The organism is Flectobacillus sp. (assembly GCF_049240685.1).
GTDB lineage: Bacteria > Bacteroidota > Bacteroidia > Cytophagales > Spirosomataceae > Flectobacillus.
The window spans coordinates 1-3529 of record NZ_JBMLSD010000492.1; the positions used below are offsets into that span (position 1 = coordinate 1).

Genomic DNA, 3529 nt, shown 5'->3' on the forward strand with positions numbered 1-3529 from the left:
GCAAGCATTGCGTCTCTACTGGGAGAATCTAAATTTTAACATAATCACTCATTCACTAAATCAACCGTCCATTTGCTCATTTAACTCACAATTTTTAACTTATGGTTCGTTGTAAAGTAATAGTGCTCCAATTATTCGGTAGCACTTGAAGAAAAAAGTGTAATAGTCCTTTTATTCAATGAAATAAACATGTTGACTAATGCTTATGGTCTATTTAAAGCATTAGCAGTGCATATTTTATCTAACAACTATGAAAAAGCTAAGCCTTACCTTATTGGCCGTCTTAACAGGATTGTTAGGTCTTGCCTATACCTTACCCTATTTTTTCAAGGACCAAATTCAGGAGCAAGTCAATAAAGCCATTATCAAACAAGTGAAGGGGAAAGTCTATTACTCAGATTTGAACCTCTCGCTGTTTCGTCATTTTCCCTATTTAGCTATCAATATCGAAGATTTTGGTATTATAGGTCTTGCCCCATTTTCCCAAGATACTTTGGCTCAAGCAAAGGGTTTTGAGTTATCTTTTGATGTAATGAGTTTAATCAAAGGGCAAAAAATCATACAAAACATCCGCCTTGAACAACCTAAGATTTACCTCAAAATCCTAAAAAATGGTCAGGCTAATTATGACATTTTCGTACCTTCTAAAGATACAGCCACTACTTCAGGAAAACCTTCGGAAGGGGTTCAGTTACAAATCCAAAATTGGCAAATTGTAAAAGGAACAATTTTATACAAAGACCTTCAAAAAGACTCCGAAATACTGTTGACCGATATAGAACACAACGGTAGTGGTGATATCAACAAACAGATTTTTGACTTGGCTACCAATACCGAAATCAATCAAGCCTCGGTAGTTTGGGAAGGGAAAAACTATTTCAATAAACGTAAATTAGCGTGGCAATCACTTATTCAGGTTGATCAATCTGCCCAAAGTTATTCTTTTCAAGACACCCGCATTCGTCTCAACGAATTTGAATTATCATTTTCAGGGAAAGTACAAAAACGGGATTCTACCTACACGATGGATGTAGCATTTCAGACTCCTGAAACCAATTTCAAAAACCTAGTTTCGCTCGTTCCAATGATTTATCAAAATCAGTTTGAAGACTTGAAAGCGGAGGGCGAAATTCAATGTACTGGACAGGTGAAGGGACTATATTCTTCTCAGTCAATTCCCTCATTTCACCTAAATGTACAGGTGAAAAACGGTAGTTTTCAATATCCTTCTCTGCCAACTGGCGTTAGTCAGGTTTGGGTAGATTGCGATATTAATAACACAAGTAACCAACTAGATAGTACCCAAATTGCGCTTAATCGTTTTGATTTATACTTTGGTAAAAACCCTATCAAAGCAAAAGCTAAAATCAAGGGGCTATCTCGTAGTGTCGTTGATGCTGACGTAAAGGGCGAGTTTCAGCTAGAAGAACTCACGAAATTATTCCCTATCGAAGGAACCCAGTTGAAAGGTCGCTTTGGGGTTGATCTTCATAGTAAAGGCACGTATGATTCGCTTACAGGACAATTTCCAGTAACAAATGCTCAAATGCTTTTAGAAAAAGGGTATATCCTTTCAAAGCAATTTGCCAAGCCCATTGAAGATATTCACTTTAAGGCAAACTTAACCAACCAAGACGGAACGCTAAAAAATAGCTTATTAGCGATTCAGGAAGCCTCTTTCCATGTTTTAGACGAAACCTTTCAGGCCAAAGGTTCAGTACAAGATTTTGATGCATTTAAGTGGGATATCACTGCTAAAGGCAAGCTTGATTTAACACAAATTACAAAGATTTTTCCTGTAGAAAACACAACACTCAAAGGAAAAATCGATGCGGATATCCGTACCCAAGGAAATCTCAAAGACTTGAAAGCAAAACGATATGGTAGTTTGAATACAAATGGACAAATGGCTGTATCCAATTTTGAATACCGTTCAAAAGAATTACCACAAGGTATTAAAATCGAGCAAGGACAAGCGAAGCTTTCTCCTAATAGTCTTTCGATTACTCAATCTAAAGGCTATCTAGGAAGTAGTGATTTTGAGGCTACTGGTACGATGAATAATTACATGGCTTATGCATTGACGAATGATATCCTGAAAGGGAATTTTCAGATAAAATCAAATCATTTCAACGTCAACGAATGGATGAGCTCTGAGCCCAAAGCTACCACTTCGGGTCAAGCACCAAATCCTAATGCACATCCTAGTGTCGTGGAAGTTCCTAAAAACCTACAATTAAGTCTCAATACGCAAGCCAATGAGATAGTTTATGATAAAATGGCTATGAATAATGCCAAAGGGGTTATCAGAATCAATAAGGGTACAATTCGCCTCGAAAATACGAATTTCGATGCACTAGGAGGGCGATTTGCTACAACAGGTAGTTATGACCCAAGTGATATTGCTCATCCCAAATTTGATTTTGGGCTAAATTTGGAAAAAGTAAATTTCACAGAGGCTTACCAGCATTTGAGTGTGGTAAAATACCTGATGCCTTTAGCGCAGTTTATGGTTGGAGAGGTATCTTCTCAATTTAAAATCAATGGTGAGTTAACACAAGATATGATGCCGAATTTTGCCACCTTAAACGGTTCAGGTTTATTAAAACTCTTGAAAGCTAGCTTACAAAATAGTCCATTAATCGAAAAGTTAGTAGCAAATACGAAGTTGACCCAATTAAAAGACCTGCAACTGAACAATGCACTGATGCAGGTTCAAATAGACCATGGAACTTTAAAAATTAAGCCATTTACTGTGAAATGGAATGACTATGCAGTCAATATTGGCGGACAACACGGCATTGTTGGAGATATGGACTACAAATTAGCCTTCGATATACCTAGTGGTAAAGCTGGACAAAGCTTTAATAACTTATTCACACAATGGACAGGGAAAGCGCTAAATAACGTTCCTAGAGTCAAATTTGATTTGTCATTAATAGGCACACTCAAATCGCCCATTGTCCGATTTGATAATAGTAGCACTGCACAAAATTTGAAAGATGCTGTTACCACCGAAATCAAATCTCAGATTGATAATGCCAAAAATCAAGCAGTACAACAAGCCGAAGATTTACTAAAGGCAGAAAAAGAAAAGCTTTTAAAAGAAGCACAAGACAAGCTTAAAACAGGACAGGGAGATATTCAATCCCAAGCCAAAGCAACAGCAGATAGCTTAAAAAAAGCGGCATTAGAAAGAGCCAAAAAGCTATTGGAAAGTCAGAAAAAAGGAGTACTTGATGGTATTTTCAAAAAACCTCAGCCTGCCAAAAAAGACTCCACGAAATAGGCAAAATGAAGGGAATCGTGATTTTACTGGTTCAAGACTTAGCCTTGGACACTTGTTAACAGTTTGAAACTGTTTTTATCAAATTCAGTAAAAACGTCCAAACACTTGAATAACACTTTCTTGTTTTGTCAAGTCATCAGGTTGTTTCGTAATTTTTAGGAAAAACTTTAAGAAACATGAGTCATCCCTAATTTAGCGATTGAGTGATTATGTTAAAATTTAGATTCTCCCAGTAGAGAC

1 protein-coding gene is annotated in these 3529 nt (G+C 36.9%); it reads left to right on the forward strand.

Annotated elements, in window-relative coordinates; translation table 11 throughout:
- The first annotated feature begins 250 nt into the window (after positions 1-250).
- The gene (locus tag ACOVQ4_RS22795; protein WP_421822886.1) at positions 251-3289 is read left to right on the forward strand and encodes an AsmA-like C-terminal region-containing protein; all 3039 of its coding nucleotides are present in this window, start codon (positions 251-253) and stop codon (positions 3287-3289) included.
- Positions 3290-3529 lie beyond the last annotated feature (240 nt).

Bases quoted from the DNA above. Each gene is read 5' to 3' on its own strand.
- ACOVQ4_RS22795 (WP_421822886.1), top strand. From the start codon at position 251: ATGAAAAAGCTAAGCCTTACCTTATTGGCCGTCTTAACAGGATTGTTA.